Origin of the sequence: Enterobacter hormaechei ATCC 49162 (assembly GCF_001875655.1) — a bacterium.
GTDB lineage: Bacteria > Pseudomonadota > Gammaproteobacteria > Enterobacterales > Enterobacteriaceae > Enterobacter > Enterobacter hormaechei.
In genome coordinates this window covers 1,631,855-1,647,747 of sequence record NZ_MKEQ01000001.1, presented here as the reverse complement: position 1 = coordinate 1,647,747, position 15,893 = coordinate 1,631,855, and the positions used below count along the sequence as shown (strand labels likewise).

13 protein-coding genes are annotated in these 15,893 nt (G+C 54.5%); 9 read left to right on the top strand and 4 right to left on the bottom strand.

What is annotated here, in order from left to right; translation table 11 throughout:
* Window positions 1-19: 19 nt before the first annotated feature.
* From BH712_RS08215 to BH712_RS08205, 3 genes are read right to left on the bottom strand one after another with little or no spacing between them, the layout of a single operon-like run.
* Window positions 20-1,495, bottom strand: coding sequence for a glucosyltransferase domain-containing protein (locus tag BH712_RS08215; RefSeq protein WP_006809737.1), 1,476 nt, complete (start codon window positions 1,493-1,495; stop codon window positions 20-22).
* Window positions 1,492-2,409, bottom strand: a complete 918-nt coding sequence (locus BH712_RS08210) for a glycosyltransferase family 2 protein (RefSeq protein ID WP_006809736.1) — start codon at window positions 2,407-2,409, stop codon at window positions 1,492-1,494. The genes BH712_RS08215 and BH712_RS08210 overlap by 4 nt, the downstream gene beginning before the upstream one ends.
* Window positions 2,406-2,768 carry a GtrA family protein gene (locus BH712_RS08205; RefSeq protein ID WP_006809735.1) on the bottom strand — a complete coding sequence of 121 codons (363 nt, stop codon included), beginning with the start codon at window positions 2,766-2,768 and terminating at the stop codon, window positions 2,406-2,408. The genes BH712_RS08210 and BH712_RS08205 overlap by 4 nt, the downstream gene beginning before the upstream one ends.
* Window positions 2,769-2,881: 113 nt before the next feature.
* Here BH712_RS08205 and BH712_RS08200 point away from each other — a divergent pair, with 113 nt between their 5' ends.
* The 9 genes from BH712_RS08200 (at window position 2,882) to BH712_RS08160 (ending at window position 14,639) form a co-directional block, all read left to right on the top strand.
* Window positions 2,882-3,271 (top strand): HumD family translesion DNA polymerase, encoded by a 390-nt coding sequence (locus BH712_RS08200; protein WP_006809734.1) that lies wholly within the window; start codon window positions 2,882-2,884, stop codon window positions 3,269-3,271.
* A gap of 447 nt (window positions 3,272-3,718) precedes the next feature.
* Window positions 3,719-3,994, top strand: coding sequence for a DUF1471 family periplasmic protein YahO (gene yahO, locus BH712_RS08195; RefSeq protein ID WP_006809733.1), 276 nt, complete (start codon window positions 3,719-3,721; stop codon window positions 3,992-3,994).
* Window positions 3,995-4,193: 199 nt separating this feature from the next.
* Window positions 4,194-6,377, top strand: a complete 2,184-nt coding sequence (locus BH712_RS08190) for a TonB-dependent receptor (protein ID WP_032673607.1) — start codon at window positions 4,194-4,196, stop codon at window positions 6,375-6,377.
* Between the two features lie 127 nt (window positions 6,378-6,504).
* On the top strand, window positions 6,505-8,478 hold the full coding sequence (locus tag BH712_RS08185) for a PhoX family protein (protein ID WP_006809731.1): 1,974 nt from the start codon (window positions 6,505-6,507) through the stop codon (window positions 8,476-8,478).
* A 101-nt stretch (window positions 8,479-8,579) separates the two neighbouring features.
* Window positions 8,580-9,965 carry a phenylalanine transporter gene (pheP, locus tag BH712_RS08180; protein ID WP_006809730.1) on the top strand — a complete coding sequence of 462 codons (1,386 nt, stop codon included), beginning with the start codon at window positions 8,580-8,582 and terminating at the stop codon, window positions 9,963-9,965.
* Window positions 9,966-10,180: 215 nt separating this feature from the next.
* Window positions 10,181-11,416, top strand: a complete 1,236-nt coding sequence (locus BH712_RS08175) for an MFS transporter (protein ID WP_006809729.1) — start codon at window positions 10,181-10,183, stop codon at window positions 11,414-11,416.
* A gap of 15 nt (window positions 11,417-11,431) precedes the next feature.
* A complete protein-coding gene (locus BH712_RS08170; RefSeq protein WP_006809728.1) occupies window positions 11,432-12,457 on the top strand; it encodes a sugar phosphate isomerase/epimerase family protein in 1,026 nt (341 codons plus the stop codon).
* Window positions 12,450-13,592: a Gfo/Idh/MocA family protein gene (locus tag BH712_RS08165; protein ID WP_032673606.1), complete on the top strand. Its 1,143-nt coding sequence runs from the start codon at window positions 12,450-12,452 to the stop codon at window positions 13,590-13,592. The genes BH712_RS08170 and BH712_RS08165 overlap by 8 nt, the downstream gene beginning before the upstream one ends.
* Before the next feature lie 75 nt (window positions 13,593-13,667).
* Window positions 13,668-14,639: a LacI family DNA-binding transcriptional regulator gene (locus BH712_RS08160; RefSeq protein ID WP_006809726.1), complete on the top strand. Its 972-nt coding sequence runs from the start codon at window positions 13,668-13,670 to the stop codon at window positions 14,637-14,639.
* Here the strand turns inward: BH712_RS08160 and BH712_RS08155 are convergent, their stop codons facing one another.
* Window positions 14,640-15,884 (bottom strand): mechanosensitive ion channel family protein, encoded by a 1,245-nt coding sequence (locus tag BH712_RS08155; protein ID WP_006809725.1) that lies wholly within the window; start codon window positions 15,882-15,884, stop codon window positions 14,640-14,642.
* Between the last annotated feature and the right edge of the window lie 9 nt (window positions 15,885-15,893).

Here is a 15,893-nt window from a genome sequence, read left to right as displayed (position 1 = left end):
TTTAGCGCCCTTTATTTATTTAACATTTCGACCTATTAAAGTCGATTATAATTATGTCGCCGTTCTTCCTTATAGTGAAATCCTGGGTTTTTTTGTATACTTCAAAAGAACACATCATTTTTTTATTATAATCAATCAATCCGGTTTTCTTTCTAAGATACAGTTGATGATATCCATTAAATGACCAGTAGCGATGCGGCCAATACCATGTGCTGAAGTAATTTACTACCATACTGGAAATTAATGGGTAGTTCCTTTTTGCGTTGCTGAGCACTGGGGACTCTGGCGCATTACCAACAAATATTGGATATACAGTATTGTAATCAATATCCTTCGTGCTTTCTTTAATCGAGTAGATAGTTTGCCTGTTAAGTTTATCTTGATCGGATAATGCATTGACATATGAATAACCATATCCAGTTCCATAGATAATTGGGATGAGAATCATGGCCTTTAATGTTTCTAGCTTAGAAATACTGCATGCTTTATAAAAAAGAAAACATATATACATTATGTAAGCTGAAATACCAATATATACTCTTGGGAAGTGAGAGATTGATGAATCAAGAGCAAGCAAGCTTACCATTGTCAATGGAAGGGCTAAAAAAGGAGTAATTACTAAAAGCAGTGAGCAAATTAAACCCCTTGACCCATTTTGTTTATAGTAAGCGGACGATATTATTAATGAACTAACAAACCCAATTGCGACCACTATTGCTAGTATATAAGTAGTTGCGCCCCCGAAAAGTGACTCACAAAAATATTTGTAATAACTGTTCGAGTTTTCAATTAAAGAATTAAAAAGGTTGCTTGATATACTTGGGTGATTATCTCCATGCTCCCCATCGAAAGATGCAGGTAATACTATTTTCATGTAAACAAGAAGAGATAAGGATGCCTGCGATAATCTAGTCACCCCTCTTATAATTATATCTTTATTGTTTATATTTTTTGCAACAGAGCTCGCGAACTCCATCACGACTAGAATCAAGAACACATTAATTACTATTTGATACGATGATAACGCTGCAACTAAGATAAGCGTTTGTGTAACATATGATAACAAATGAGATTTACATCTCACGTAAAAAGCATTAAAGCAAAGCGATATGCCAATCATTATTGTTAGCACGTCAAATCTATAAGTTAAAACCTCGAATATAAAAGGCGATGAAAAAAAGCTCACCATTACAAGTGATGCATAAATGTCTTTACCAACATATTCATTTCTGAAGTTATAAAATGTAAATAAAATAAACCCGAGCGCTAAGATATGTGGCAGTGGGTGCATATCAGCGATATGCTTTCCAAAGTTTAATGCAATCATAACGGCATCGGCAAAAGGCCTGCCGTCTATTCCCCATCGGGTATATCCTTCGGAAGATCTACCAATGTCATCAATGTAGTATATATTTGACGTAATAAAAGGTAGAAAAATAACCAAGAGCATTAAAAATAATGCAAAATATTGGTTGTTTTTGTTTTCAATGCTCATTTGTTACCCTTAAGAATGTATCTAGGTCTGTTTTTGACCTCAACATATATTCTGCCAATGTACTCACCAAGCACACCGATCCCTATAAGCTGCACGCCGCCAAGGAACAAAATAGATACCAGCAAGGATGGATACCCACGAACTGGATTTCCAAATGCCAGCGTGTCAACAATCATCCACGCACCGTACAGGAATGAAAGCCCCGCAACAAACAACCCTATATAAGTCCACATACGGAGAGGGAATGTGGAAAAGCTTGTGATCCCTTCAAGGGCAAGGTTCCACAATTTCCATCCATTGAATTTTGTATTACCGGCAACGCGCTCAGCACGCGCGTATTCAACAACATCAGTGCGACCACCAACCCAGCTCAATATGCCTTTCATGAACAGATTGCGTTCTGGCATGAGCTTTATGTTTTCTACAACATCACGCGACATCAGGCGAAAATCACCCACGTTTTCTTCAATCTTTGGATTGCTGATTTTATTGTGGAGTTTATAGAACCACTCGGCAGATTTACGCTTTAATCTGCTGTCGGTAGAGCGATCAGAACGCTTTGCCAGAACCATTTCCGCACCGGCCTGCCACTTCTCAATCAGGTGTGGGATTACCTCTATAGGGTCCTGCAAATCTACGTCAATGGGGATGATTGCTTCACCGGTTGCGTGGTCAAGCCCGGCGAACAGCGCGGGCTCTTTACCGAAGTTTCTTGTGAATGACAGTGGAACAACCAGCGGATCGGCAACAGCAAGCGCTTTAATAATTGATTCTGTCGCGTCTTTACTGCCGTCATTGATGAAGACTATTTCGACTTCATGCTGCTTAAGACCTTCAAATTCCCGAACGGTTTTATAAAAAATAGGTATCGCGTCTTCTTCGTTGAAGACGGGAACGACCAGAGAAATTTTCATTTCGCATCCCTAAAGACAATGAACTTTGAATAAATGAAACCGCACACCAGACTGATGGCGGAGAACACGACTAATGTGATGATAGGGGCCATACCGGACTTATCTGCAGCCCAACCAACAGCTGCGCTCAAGGTTCCCATAAATCCAACATACAGCATGTAGCGCATGGTGGTTGTGGAGGACTTAAAAGTGAACCTGGCGTTTGCAAAGAAGCTGAACGACACCGCTACGACGAAACCGGCGAAGTTGCCAAGTGCCTGACCTGTATGGAATGCGTAAATGCAAACGGCGAACACCACCCAATGAATGAGCGTGTTGATAACACCTATTGATGTGTACTTGGCGAATAACTTTAACATTATAGAAATCAGTGAATTCGGAAAGGTCTGAAGTGTAGCACCACAAAGACTATTGATCGATACCGCCGATCGATAATACTGTATGCATATACAGTAACCATCGGAGGTGAGTTATGGGATTCCCGAGCCCGGCTGCTGATTACGTTGAATCACGCATATCGCTTGATGAGCGCCTTATCCATAAACCAGCCGCTACGTACTACATGCGGGCTGGTGAGACTATCTACAGGTGCGGCATCATGAAGGATGCGCTGCTTGTGATTGATTCGTCCCTTAAGCCATGTGACGGCTCGCTGCTTATCTGTGACTGCAACGGTGAGTTTAAAGTAAAGAGGTATCGAATATACCCGCAGCCTCATCTTGAGAACGTAACGAACGGGAGAAGAGAGAAGTTACCCGGGAACGACGATGGCATAAGCGGAGCGCTACCAATATTTGGAGTCATCACGTACATCATCAACGATGCGCGCTCTGGTGAGTTTGATGACTGTCCGGTGATGTGAAGAAAACTACACAGCTATACCTGAGGCATGGCTGTGTACTCTCTGTGTCACAGTTGTGTCATGCATGGATGAATCAGAAGGAAATACGACGGCATGTAATGACACGTTATGACACAAACGCGGTGCGAGCGCGGAAAAAATAATGATATTACAGTGTGTTAAATAGCACTCTACGTTCTTCTAAGCCGTAGGTCGTAGGTTCGAATCCTACAGGGCGTGCCATTACATTTCACAGATTTCCGCCTGCGTGACGTCCTGCTGATTTTCTCCCTGAAACACTCATACCGAAAATAGCGTTAACGCACGTTTTTCACAGCACAATTGACTGTTATAACAGTATTTTTCTTACGCTGTGGCAATTTTGCAATTCCTCTACCATGCTCATAACACCTCACTCTTACTGGTGGGGCTTTTTGTAGTTGCTGATTAATCTCAAGGAAAAAGTTTATGAAAAAAACGACTGCTATTTTGATGGGCGCTGCATTTCTGTTTACCACCAATACCTTTGCGGCTGAACTGCTGACAAAAAACGAGTTTGAGAAAGTAGAATCACAGTATGAAAAAATCGGTACTGTTAACACCTCCAATGAAGTATCGGTCGACGATGCGAAAAAAGAGCTGATCGAGAAAGCCGATAAGCAAGGTGCTGATGTGCTGGTGCTGACTTCCGGTAATACCAACAACAAGATCCACGGCACTGCCGATATTTACAAGAAAAAATAATCCCTTAGCAACCACCCCGGCTTCGGGGTGGTTGCGCGCCATACGTCCCCCCCAGCATTGTTTCTTGCCTCTTCTCGCGCAGAGATGCCATTGACACTTGATTACGCATGCATAATGCGTATAGTTCTCATTTGCATTTCTTTTAATAAATTTAAGGCCCGACAACGGGTCATTTTTGCGCGCACGTTAAGAGCTCATGATGAACAACACCACAATGCACAAAACGCTGCTGGCGATTGCCATTGGCGCGGTTACACACTCCGCTTTTGCGGCGGATGAGAAAAAAGAGGACACCATTGTCGTCCAGTCCACGACGGGGAGTGATTTCAAACCCGGCGGCGACCAGCTGGTGCCCGCCTTCCTTGACGGGCAGGTGGCGAACGGCGGACGAATGGGGATGCTCGGTCAGCAGAACGCCATGGACGTGCCGTTCAACATTATCAGCTACACCTCGAAGCTGGTGGAAGATCAGCAGGCGAAAACCATTGCTGACGTGGTCGCCAACGATGCGGGGGTGCAGTTCGTTCAGGGGTACGGCAACAGCGCGGAAACCTTCCGCATTCGCGGCCTGAAGTTTGACGGCGACGACATGACCTTTGGTGGGCTTTCTGGCGTGCTGCCGCGTCAGGTGGTGGATGCCCAGATGGTCGACCGCATTGAGATCTTCAAAGGCGCCAACTCCCTGATGAACGGCGCGGCAAGCTCTGGCGTGGGCGGGATGATCAACCTTGAGCCAAAACACGCGGGCGACACTCCGCAGGCGAAAGTGGGCGTTGACTACACCTCGGATTCCCAGATTGGCACCACGCTGGATGCGGGGCGCCGTTTTGGTGATAACGACCAGTTTGGCGCGCGCGTGAACCTTGTGCATCGCGAAGGGGAAACCGGCGTGCCGAACGATCGCCGCCGCACCACGCTGCTCTCCACCGGTCTGGACTACAAAGGCGACCGTTTCCGCACCTCGCTGGATCTGGGCTATCAGAAGAAAACTTTCCACGGCAGCCCGACCAGCGTCAACATCTCGGCGGTGGACTTCGTACCAGAACCGCCGAAGAACGATCGCAATTTCTCGCAGAAATGGGCCTACAGCGATATCGAAAACGAGTTCGGGATGTGGCGCAGCGAGTACGACATTACCGATATCTGGACGGCGTATACCGGCCTCGGCGCGCAGCACGCGCACGAAGAAGGGATCTACAGCGCGCCGAAGCTCCTGGACAAAAGCGGTAATGCGACGGTCAGCCGCCTTGATACCAACCGCATCAGCGATTCCGTCAGCGGCATGGCGGGCATTCGCGGCAACTTCAGCACCGGCTTCGTCTCGCACAAGGTGAACGTCGGGTACTCCGCAATGACCAAAAACGAAAAAATCGCGTGGAAAATGTCGGCCGCGGCGGATAACCCGACCACTAACATCTACCACAACACCGGCGTGGCTATGCCGGACAGCACCAACTTCAGCGGCTCCGGCGGCAAATACAGCGATCCGCTGACCAGCGGGCGCACCCGTACACAGGGCTGGCTGCTGAGCGATACCCTGGGCGTGCTGGATGACAAGCTGCTGTTCACCGCAGGCGCGCGCCATCAGAAGGTGGTGATTCGCGGGTACAACAAAATCACCGGTGCGGAAAACGACGGGGACGGCTTTGACGGCAGCCGCTGGATGCCCACCTACGGTGTGGTCTATAAGCCGTGGGAGGAAATCTCTCTCTACGCCAACCACACCGAAGCGTTGCAGCCCGGTGAAACCGCGCCTCGCTCAGCAAACAACTACGGCCAGAGCACCGGTATCGTTCACTCTAAGCAGAACGAAGTGGGCGTGAAGGCGGACTTTGGTCGCGTGGGCGGCTCCCTGGCGCTGTTTGAGATCAAAATGCCGTCGGCCATCCTCGACGACAGCGGTCACTACGGCCTGGACGCAGAGCAGCGTAACCGTGGTGTGGAGCTGAACGTCTTCGGCGAGCCAATGCTCGGGATGCGTCTGAACGCCAGCGCCACCTGGTTGCAGGCCGAGCTGACCAAAACCAAAAATGGCGTCAATCAGGGCAATGATGCCATTGGTATTCCGAACTTCTATGCCGTGCTGGGCGCAGAGTACGACATCAAGCCGATTGAGGGTCTGACGGCGACCGCGCGCGTTAACCACTCCGGCACGCAGTATGCCGACCTGGCGAACAGCAAAAAGCTCGACAGCTACACCACGCTGGATCTGGGCATGCGCTATCGCTTCGCGGTGAATCACAATGCAAACCAGATGACCCTGCGGGCGGGCATCGACAACGTGACCAACGAAAACTACTGGGCCAGCGTGGACGATTCCGGCACCTACATCACTCAGGGCGAACCGCGTACCTTTAAGGTCTCGGTTGGCTACGAGTTCTAAGCGTTCCACCTCGTTATCCGGGGCAGGGACGCCCCACTCCCGTCGTTAGCGTGTTATAAAATTGTAATAAAAGCTTCTTACACTGGTCGCCACAACCTTACCTCTTGGCCAATGACAGGAAGCCGCTATGGGCAGACCCCTCAAATCCGTATTTAAAAAAGAACATCGCGACGACATCACTAACCGCAGCGCTAACCCCGTTTTCTCCGAGGTTGCTGAGGTGTTCCTCTCCCGCCGCCGTTTTCTCCAGATGGGGGCCGTCGCGGGGGCTGCCGTATCATTCCCGTATCTGATCAGCCCCGAAAGCGCCGTTGCCGCGGTCTCAAAACCGTCCGCGCTGGCAAAGGCGGTGTCCCTGGGCTTTACCAGCATCGACGTCTCCACGGAAGACACGGTCAGGGTGCCGGAAGGCTACATCGCCCGTCCGTTCTATCGCTGGGGCGATCCGACGGGGATCAAAAATAACATGCCAGCGTTTAAGCCGGACGCCAGCAACACCACGGACGAACAGGCCGTGCAGGCGGGCATGCACCACGACGGCATGGCGTGGTTTAGCCTGCCGCAGGGGGGGCAAAATCCGGAGCATGGCCTGCTGGCGATGAACCATGAATACATTGATAACGGGATGCTGTTTACCGACGGCACGGCGAACTGGAGCCTCGACAAAGCCCGCAAGGGGCAGAACGCGATGGGCGTGTCAGTGGTGGAAGTGAAAAAAGCGGGCAGCGACTGGGAGGTGGTGCGTCCGTCTTCCTTCGCTCGTCGTATTACCGTCAATACGCCAATGCAGCTTACCGGCCCGGCACGGCACCAGGATTTAATGAAAACCGCCGCCGACCCGCAGGGGGAGCGCGTGCTGGGCACCATGCAGAACTGCGCCAACGGCCATACGCCGTGGGGCACCTATCTCACCTGCGAGGAGAACTGGTCGGACATTTTTGTGAAAAAAGCCGATCTCAACCCGCTGGAAAAACGCTACGGCATCAGCGACAGCGATGAATCCTACCGCTGGAACGAGGTGGATGACCGGTTCAGCGTCGATAAAACCCCTAACGAACCCAACCGTTTCGGCTGGGTGGTGGAGATCGATCCCTACAACCCGACCTCCACGCCGCGCAAGCACACCGCGCTGGGCCGCTTCAAGCATGAGGGGGCAGCCGTCACGCTCGCCGCCGATAATCGCGTGGTGGTCTATATGGGGGACGATCAGAAGTTTGAGTACATCTATAAGTTTGTCTCGGATAAAAAATACGATCCCGCAAACCGTGAAGCCAATATGCATTTGCTGACCTCCGGCACGCTGTACGTCGCCAGGTTCAACGAAGAGGGGAGCGGCGACTGGCTGCCGCTGATCTTCGGACAAAATGGTCTGGATAAAAGCAACGGTTTCGAAAGCCAGGGCGATCTGCTGATTAAAACCCGCCTGGCGGCGGACGTGGTGGGGGCAACGAAAATGGATCGCCCGGAGTGGATAGCCGTCGATCCGCACGCCAGCGGCAGCGTCTACTGTACGCTCACCAACAACAGCGATCGCGGTAAAGAGGGTAAAGCGCCGGTCGATGCCGCCAACCCGCGCGCCAGTAACGTGTTTGGGCATATTATGCACTGGCACGAAGACGGCGCCGATCCTGCCGCCGCACGCTTTAAGTGGGATATTCTGGTTTTGGCCGGGCGCACCGACGGCGACGATCCGAAGGCCAAAGGCTCGATGCAGGGCGCGGCATTCGGCAGCCCGGATGGGTTGTCGTTTGACCATCAGGGTGTGCTGTGGATCCAGACCGATGTCTCGTCCAGCACCATTAATAAGAAAGCGTACGAGGGGATGGGCAATAACCAGATGGTGGCTACCATTCCGGGCACCAACGAGTATCGCCGGTTCCTGACCGGGCCGCGCGGGTGCGAAATCACCGGCATTGCGTTTACGCCGGACAACCGGACGCTGTTTATCAACATTCAGCATCCGGGGGAGGGCGGAGATGATATTACCGACCCGGCCAATCCGCGCGCAGTTTCGAACTGGCCAGACGCCAGCCCGGACGGACGCCCGCGTTCGTCAACGGTGGTGATCGTCAAAGCCGACGGCGGGATCATCGGCTCGTAAGGTTTATCCGCCGGGCGCACGCGCTGGCCCGGCGTTAAGCTTGCTACCACCAGCATGAAGTGTTAAAACGTGCCCTTCTAAAAAAGAGACAGGGGTAGGGCGTGAAAGACGCGTCATCCGCTTCAGGCCATGGTCGCGCTGAAGCCTCGTCGGATCAGAGTCCGACGCTGCAACGTGGTTTGCAAAATCGACATATTCAGTTAATTGCCCTCGGCGGCGCGATCGGTACCGGGCTGTTTCTCGGCATCGGCCCCGCCATTCAGATGGCTGGCCCGGCGGTTCTGCTGGGTTACGCTATCGCCGGGATTATCGCCTTCCTGATCATGCGCCAGCTCGGTGAGATGGTCGTTGAAGAGCCGGTGTCTGGCTCCTTCGCACACTTTGCCTACAAATACTGGGGGCCGTTCGCAGGCTTCCTCTCCGGCTGGAACTACTGGGTGATGTTCGTGCTGGTGGGCATGGCCGAGCTGACCGCCGCTGGCATCTATATGCAGTACTGGCTCCCGGACGTCCCGACGTGGATCTGGGCGGCGGCCTTCTTCATCATCATTAACGCCGTTAACCTTGTGAACGTGCGCCTGTATGGTGAGACCGAGTTCTGGTTTGCGCTGATCAAGGTGCTGGCGATTATCGGCATGATCGGCTTTGGCCTGTGGCTGCTGTTCTCCGGCCACGGCGGCGAGCGCGCGAGCATCGACAACCTGTGGCAGCACGGCGGCTTCCTGGCAACCGGCTGGAAAGGGCTGATCCTCTCGCTGGCGGTCATTATGTTCTCCTTCGGCGGGCTGGAGCTGATTGGCATTACCGCTGCTGAAGCGCGCGACCCGCACAAAAGCATTCCGAAAGCGGTCAATCAGGTGGTGTACCGTATTTTGCTGTTCTATATCGGCTCGCTGGTGGTGCTGCTGGCGCTCTACCCGTGGGTAGAAGTGAAATCTGACAGTAGCCCGTTCGTGATGATTTTCCACGATCTGAACAGCAACGTGGTCGCTTCGGCGCTGAACTTCGTTATTCTCGTGGCATCGCTGTCGGTCTACAACAGTGGGGTCTACTCCAACAGCCGCATGCTGTTTGGCCTCTCCGTGCAGGGCAACGCGCCGAAGTTCCTCACCCGCGTCAGCCGTCGCGGCGTGCCGATCAACTCGCTGTTTCTTTCTGGCGCTATTACCTCGCTGGTGGTGCTGATCAACTATCTGCTGCCGAAACAGGCTTTTGGCCTGCTGATGGCGCTGGTTGTGGCGACGCTGCTGCTGAACTGGATCATGATCTGCCTCGCGCACCTGCGTTTCCGCGCGGCGATGCGCCGCAAGGGACGCGAGACGCAGTTCAAAGCGCTGCTCTACCCGGCAGGGAACTATATCTGTATTGCATTCCTGGGACTGATTCTGGTGCTGATGTGCGCCATGGATGAGATGCGCCTGTCAGCGATGCTGCTGCCGGTGTGGGTGGTGTTCCTGTTTGTGGCGTTTAAGCTCTCACGAAGGTAAAAGCAAAACGGCAACCAGGTTGCCGTTTTTAGTGTTTGCACCCTCTCCCCGTGGGAGAGGGCCGGGGTGATGGCACCAGACCGCACCACCCCTTCACCTTTATCGTGACCCCTCTCCCAATTCTGTTTCGATCCACAGGATCTTTATTTTGTAATCGATTACTTTTCAATTGAGCGAATTTGTAATCGATTACTTTTTTCCGGGTGAGGCTTATCATGGTGTCAACTGAGAGTAGTGAAAAGGCGATAACGCAACACCGGCTGCTGGTGCCGCGTTTGTCGCTGATGATGTTTCTGCAATTTTTTATCTGGGGTAGCTGGTCGGTCACGCTTGGCCTGGTGATGACTCAGCACAACATGTCTTTGCTGATTGGCGATGCGTTCTCCGCCGGGCCTATCGCCTCCATTCTCTCGCCGTTCGTGCTCGGCATGCTGGTGGACCGCTTCTTCGCTTCACAGAAGGTGATGGCGGTGATGCACCTGGCGGGCGCGGCAATCCTCTGGTTCGTGCCGGGGGCGCTGATTGCCGAAAACGGCGCGCTGCTCATTGGCCTGCTGTTTGGCTACACGCTCTGCTACATGCCGACGCTGGCGCTGACCAACAACATCGCGTTTCACAGCCTGGCGAACGTGGATAAAACCTTCCCGGTGGTGCGCGTGTTCGGCACCATCGGCTGGATCGTGGCGGGCATTTTTATCGGCGTCACCGGCGTGGCCTCCAGTGTCACCATCTTCCAGGTGGCGGCGGTCAGTTCCGTGCTGCTGGCGATCTACAGCCTGACGCTGCCGCACACACCAGCCCCGGCGAAAGGCCTGCCGGTGAAGGTGCGGGATCTCTTCTGCGCGGACGCCTTCGCGCTGCTCAAAACCCGTCACTTCTTCGTCTTCTCCGTCTGCGCAATGCTGATCTCCGTCCCGCTCGGCACCTATTACGCCTACACCGCCTCGTATCTGGCGGATGCCGGAATTGCCGACGTCAGCACCGCCATGTCGTTCGGGCAGATGTCTGAGATCGTCTTCATGCTGGTTATTCCGCTCCTGTTCCGTCGTCTGGGCGTGAAATATATGCTGCTGATCGGCATGCTGGCGTGGTTCGTGCGTTATGCCATGTTCGCGCTGGGCGTCAGCGAGGAAGGGCGCATTCTGCTGTATCTCGGCATTCTGCTGCACGGTGTCTGCTACGATTTCTTCTTTGTCGTCGGCTTTATCTACACCGACCGCGTGGCGGGCGAAAAGGTGAAAGGCCAGGCGCAGAGCATGATTGTGATGTTCACCTACGGCATCGGCATGCTGCTCGGCTCGCAGATTTCCGGCGCGCTCTACAACCGTCTGGTGGCGGGGCAAACCGTGCCGCAGGCGTGGGTCACATTCTGGTGGATCCCGGCGGTGGCTGCCGCGGCGATCGCGCTGATTTTCCTTCTCACGTTTAAGTATGACGATGACAAGGCGTAACGTTCAGGAGGTGGTATGAGGACGATAAAAGGACCGGGTATTTTTCTCTCGCAGTTTATTGGCGCAGAAGCGCCGTTTAACTCGCTCGACGGGCTGGCAGGATGGGCGGCGGCGAAGGGTTACAAAGCGGTGCAGATCCCCTGTAACCATCCGCATATCTTTGATGTGGAAAAAGCCGCGGAGAGCCAGGCCTACTGCGATGACTTCGCCGCTAAGCTGGCCGCGCACGGGCTGGTTATCAGCGAACTGTCGACCCATCTGGAAGGGCAGCTTGTGGCGGTAAACCCCGCCTACAGCGAGGCATTTGACCACTTTGCCCCCGCCGCCGTGCGCGGCAACGACGTGGCCCGCCGGGCGTGGGCGACGGAAAAGCTGAAGCAGGCGGCGGTCGCCTCGGCAAGACTGGGCCTGAAAGCACACGCCACTTTCTCCGGCTCGCTGGCCTGGCCGTTCTTCTACCCGTGGCCGCCGCACAACGAGCAGCGTTTCCAGGAAGCGTTCGAAGCGCTGGCAACCCGCTGGCGGCCAATACTGGATACCTTCGACGAGCAGGGCGTGGACGTCTGCTTTGAGCTGCATCCGGGGGAAGATCTGCACGACGGCGTCACCTTCGAGCGTTTTCTGGCGCTGGTGGATAACCATCCGCGCTGCAACATTCTCTATGATCCAAGCCATATGCTGCTCCAGCAGATGGACTACCTGACCTTTATCGACATCTTCCACGCGCGCATTAAAGCGTTCCACGTCAAGGATGCCGAGTTCCGCCCCAACGGGCGCAGCGGCGTCTACGGCGGTTATCAGCCGTGGATCAACCGCGCCGGACGCTTCCGCTCGCCCGGCGACGGGCAGATCGACTTCAGGGGTATTTTCAGCAAGCTGGCCCAGTACGACTACGACGGCTGGGCGGTGCTGGAGTGGGAGTGCTGCCTGAAGGATGGCGATACCGGCGCGCGCGAAGGCAGCGAGTTCATCCGCCGCCATATTATCCCCGTTTCCGGGCGGGCGTTTGATGATTTCGCCGCAGGAGGCGGGCATGATTAACGTCGGGATTATCGGCAGCGGGTTTATTGGCCCGGCACACATCGAGGCAATCAGGCGTCTCGGGTTTGTGCAGGTGGTCGCGCTCTGCGACGGCGCGCTCGGTAAGGCGCAGGAAAAGGCGCGTCAGCTTAACGTGCCGCACGCGTATGCCAGCGTGGAGGAACTGCTCGCCCACCCCAGTCTGCATGTGGTGCATAACTGCACGCCGAACCACCTGCATGCCGAAATTAACCGCCAGATCCTGCGCGCGGGTAAGCATGTGTTTTCCGAAAAGCCGCTGTGCATGACCCCGGACGAGGCGCGCGAGCTGGTGGCGCTGGCGGAGCAGGCGGGCGTGGTGCACGGCGTGAGCTTTGTCTATCGCCAGTTTGCGATGGTGCGTCAGGCAGCGAGCATGATGCGCGCGGGTAGCCTCGGGCGGCTGTTTGCCTCGCACGGCAGCTATTTGCAGGACTGGATGCTGCTGGAAACCGACTACAACTGGCGGGTGGATGCCGCGCTCGGCGGCGCATCGCGCGCGGTGGCGGACATCGGCTCCCACTGGTGCGATACGGTGCAGTATGTGACCGACGGGCGCATTACCGAGGTAATGGCTGATTTGTCCATCGTCTGGCCGACGCGCAAGGCCAGCGCGGGCGGCCATCAGACCTTCTCTCATGACGAGCAGGCGGAGTATGAAGACAAACCGGTCTCGACCGAGGACTTCGGCTCGGTGCTGTTCCGCTTTGACGACGGCAGCAAGGGCAGCTTTAGCGTCTCGCAGGTAAGCGCGGGGCGCAAAAATCGCCTGACCTTTGAAATTAACGGCAGCGAGCGCTCGCTGGCGTGGGATCAGGAGATCCCCCAGCAGCTGTGGATAGGCCATCGCGCCAGGGCCAACCAGACGCTCAGCGACGATCCGGGCCTGATGAACTCTGACGTGGCCGACAGCGCCCATTTCCCCGGCGGGCACATTGAAGGCTGGCCGGATGCCTTCAAAAATATGATGGCGCAGTTCTACCGCGCCGTGCAGGCGGGCGCGATGCCGGATAAGCCTGCGTTTGCCACCTTCCACGACGGCGCGAACGTGATGTATATCATTGATGCGATTGTGAAAAGCCATCAGCAACAGCGCTGGGTGCGCGTAGGATACTGACGCATTGCCCGGTTCGCCGGGCAACCAATTTATGGTAGCCTGCACAAAACGCTAACCGCAGGATGTATCGTCGCTATGTCAATTCAGAAAATCGCTCAACTGGCCGGAGTATCCGTGGCAACGGTCTCCCGCGTACTGAATAACAGCGATACCGTGAAGGCGAAAAACCGCGAGCGCGTTTTGCAGGCGATCCAGGAGAGTAACTATCAGCCCAATCTGCTGGCGCGTCAGCTGCGCACCGCCCGCAGCTATATGATCCTGGTGATGGTCTCGAACATCGCCAACCCGTTCTGCGCCGAAGTGGTGAAGGGCATCGAAGCCGAGGCGGAAAAGAACGGCTATCGCATTCTGCTGTGCAATTCCGGCTCGGACATCGAGCGCTCCCGCTCGGGCTTAAGCCTGCTCTCCGGCAAAATTGTCGACGGCATTATCACCATGGATGCGTTCTCGAAACTGCCGGAGCTGGCCGCGCTGATTGGCAACGCGCCGTGGGTGCAGTGCGCCGAATACGCGGATGCGGGCGCGGTCTCTTGCGTGGGGATTAATGATGTCGATGCCTCCCAGCACGTTGTCAGCCAGCTGGCCGACGGGGGACGCAAACGCATTGCGCTCATCAACCACGACCTCAGCTATAAATATGCCCGCCTGCGCGAGCGCGGCTACAAGAGCGTCATTCACCTGCGGGATCTGGACTATCAGGCGGTGGAGTATGCCAGTGAGCTTAGCTCCGGTGCGGGCATGGCGGCGATGCAAAACCTGTTAAAAACAAACCCACCGGACGCGGTATTTGCCGTTTCCGATACGCTGGCGGCGGGGGCGTTGCGCGCCATTCAGCAGGCCGGACTGCGGGTGCCGGAGGATATCGCGGTCGTGGGCTTTGACGGCACCGAGCTGGCAGAGATGATTTCACTCACCACCATTGAACAGCCGTCGCGGGATATCGGGCGCAAGGCGGTCGATCTGCTCTTGAATAAAATCGACAACCCGGATGCGCCCACGGAAAGGGTAATGATGGACTGGCGCTTTATTTCCCGCGCCAGCACCTGATTATTGCGCGATAACGCCTGCCAGCGAGCGAATATCGTTTCCGGTTGGCGACTGGTGAATACGCAGACCAAATTCATCCACCACCGCGAAAATATGGTCGAAGATGTCAGCCTGAATATCTTCATATTCCGCCCAGATTACCGTGTTGGTGAAGGCGTATATTTCAATCGGCAGGCCGTTTGCATCCGGCGCGAGCTGGCGCACCATCAGCGTCATATCTTTGCGAATGCGCGGGTGATTGCGCAAATATTCATTCAGGTAGGCGCGGAAGGTGCCGATATTGGTCATCTTGCGCAGGTTTAATACCGATTCCCCTTCGCCGTTCTGCTGATTCCACAGGCTAATTTCCTCATGACGCGCGGCCAGATACGGCTTCAGCAGCTTCGCCTGGATCAGCTTCTGCTGCTCCTGCTCGTCGAGGAAATGAATGCTGGTGGTATCGATATTCAGGCTGCGCTTAATGCGGCGACCACCGGAGGCGGACATCCCGCTCCAGTTGATGAACGCGTCAGAGACCAGCGCCCACGTTGGGATGGTGGTGATGGTGTTATCGAAGTTACGCACTTTAACGGTAGTCAGGCCGATGTCCGTCACCGTGCCGTTGGCGCCGTATTTCGGCATTTCCAGCCAGTCACCGAGCTTGAGCATGTCGTTGGCGGAAAGCTGAATACCGGCCACTAAGCCCAGTATCGGATCCTTGAACACCAGCATCAGAACGGCAGCCATTGCACCCAGGCCGCTTATCAGAATAGCGGGTGACTGGCCGATCAGCAGGGAGATAATTAATATTCCCACCAGAATGGCGCTCACCAGCTTGATGCCCTGGAATATCCCTTTCAGCGGAAGCTGTGACGCGGTGGCCATTTTCTGCGACAGATTGAATATCACGTCCAGCAGCGAGAAGAAGGAGAGCAGGGCATAGACCATCACCCACAATTTTGCGCAGGTGGTGAGCATTTCCGCCGCTTCGCTGCCTTTTTGCAGCCACAGAACCGCCTGAACGTTGACGATTATCCCCTGAAGGGTAAACGCCAGACGGTGAAATAACTTGTTCTGCGTAATGATCTGCAACCATAAATGGCTGCTGGCCTGCGCGCGTTTCTCGAATGCGCGCAGCACCACTTTGTGCAGAATAAAATGAACGATAAGGGCTGTAAGAAAAATAATACCAAAGATAATCACTAAAGAGGTGGTGTGATTAATTTCAATCCCTAACTCTTCAACCTGAGCAATTAATTCCTGCATAACGTCTCC

Bases quoted from the DNA above. Each gene is read 5' to 3' on its own strand.
- BH712_RS08215 (WP_006809737.1), bottom strand. From the start codon at position 1,495: ATGAGCATTGAAAACAAAAACAACCAATATTTTGCATTATTTTTAATG.
- BH712_RS08200 (WP_006809734.1), top strand. From the start codon at position 2,882: ATGGGATTCCCGAGCCCGGCTGCTGATTACGTTGAATCACGCATATCG.
- BH712_RS08190 (WP_032673607.1), top strand. From the start codon at position 4,194: ATGAACAACACCACAATGCACAAAACGCTGCTGGCGATTGCCATTGGC.
- BH712_RS08185 (WP_006809731.1), top strand. From the start codon at position 6,505: ATGGGCAGACCCCTCAAATCCGTATTTAAAAAAGAACATCGCGACGAC.
- BH712_RS08155 (WP_006809725.1), bottom strand. From the start codon at position 15,884: ATGCAGGAATTAATTGCTCAGGTTGAAGAGTTAGGGATTGAAATTAAT.
- yahO (WP_006809733.1), top strand. From the start codon at position 3,719: ATGAAAAAAACGACTGCTATTTTGATGGGCGCTGCATTTCTGTTTACC.
- BH712_RS08165 (WP_032673606.1), top strand. From the start codon at position 12,450: ATGATTAACGTCGGGATTATCGGCAGCGGGTTTATTGGCCCGGCACAC.
- BH712_RS08175 (WP_006809729.1), top strand. From the start codon at position 10,181: ATGGTGTCAACTGAGAGTAGTGAAAAGGCGATAACGCAACACCGGCTG.
- BH712_RS08210 (WP_006809736.1), bottom strand. From the start codon at position 2,409: ATGAAAATTTCTCTGGTCGTTCCCGTCTTCAACGAAGAAGACGCGATA.
- BH712_RS08160 (WP_006809726.1), top strand. From the start codon at position 13,668: ATGTCAATTCAGAAAATCGCTCAACTGGCCGGAGTATCCGTGGCAACG.
- BH712_RS08205 (WP_006809735.1), bottom strand. From the start codon at position 2,768: ATGTTAAAGTTATTCGCCAAGTACACATCAATAGGTGTTATCAACACG.
- BH712_RS08170 (WP_006809728.1), top strand. From the start codon at position 11,432: ATGAGGACGATAAAAGGACCGGGTATTTTTCTCTCGCAGTTTATTGGC.